We start from the raw sequence: 925 nt of genomic DNA, 5'->3' as shown, positions 1-925 counted from the left end.
TTCCAGCACTTTCGTGATTTCCTGGTGATAGTCCTGCCCATGAAGCTATATGTTTAGAAGTTGGAAATTGTTCCATGTTTACCCCTATTTCTGCAATAATAATTGCAGCTGAATCTTTTTTTATACCTGTCATTGTTACAAGGATTTCTACTTCTTCCTGATAATCTTTTAAGATCATGTCTATCCTTTTTTCAATATCAGATATTAATTCTTCGAGATAGACAATGTGCATCCAAGATTGTTTGATTAAAAATAGTTGATGATCATTTAAAGTACCGAATAAGGAGTCTGTAATTAACAGTTTTTTATGAGCCATTTTTCCGTGAATGTTTTGTTCAACATCTTCTTGATCTAAGTATCCATTGGACATCAGCTGTTCTAAAAGTTTCCTTCCGGAAACTCCAAATACATCTGAAATTACTGTTCCTAATTTTATATTTGAAGTCTCTAGTACCTTTTGAATTCGATTCTTCTCAGAGGTCATGTGTCCAATCCACTTCTTTCGAAGACGCGTCAGATCCCTAAGATTACGAATGTCTTCAGGGGGAACAAAACTTTTCTCTATTAAGCCATGTCTTAACAATTTAGCAATCCACTCTGCATCAGAAACATCAGTTTTTCTGCCTGGAACGTTTTTAATTCTTTGTGCATTAGCCAAAGTAATATTAAAGAAATCTTCTAAGATGTTATATACTGGCTTCCAATAAACTCCTGTGCTTTCCATTGCGATATGTGTCACTTCTTTTTCCTCTAACCATTTCAAGAGACGAAATAAATCTTTAGTCAATGTAGGAAAAGTTTCAATTTCCTTTACCATGTCTGTCTCTGATTCACCAAGAAGTACGCAAGCAACTATTGTTTCTGAATGTACATCCAACCCAGCACATCGTTTGTGCAAAGTTTCCATTTCACTCCACCTTTTAGA

At 34.9% G+C, this 925-nt stretch carries 1 protein-coding gene; it reads right to left on the bottom strand.

Annotated elements, in window-relative coordinates; all coding sequences use genetic code 11:
* A partial coding sequence (locus tag E1I69_RS24210; protein WP_136382024.1) for an IS110 family transposase occupies positions 1-907 on the bottom strand: 907 nt, incomplete at its 3' end.
* Positions 908-925 lie beyond the last annotated feature (18 nt).

This window comes from Bacillus timonensis, from assembly GCF_004799755.1.
GTDB lineage: Bacteria > Bacillota > Bacilli > Bacillales > Bacillaceae_L > Ferdinandcohnia > Ferdinandcohnia timonensis_A.
Note: the sequence above shows the minus strand (reverse complement) of the source record. Positions and strands in the feature narration are given on the sequence as shown.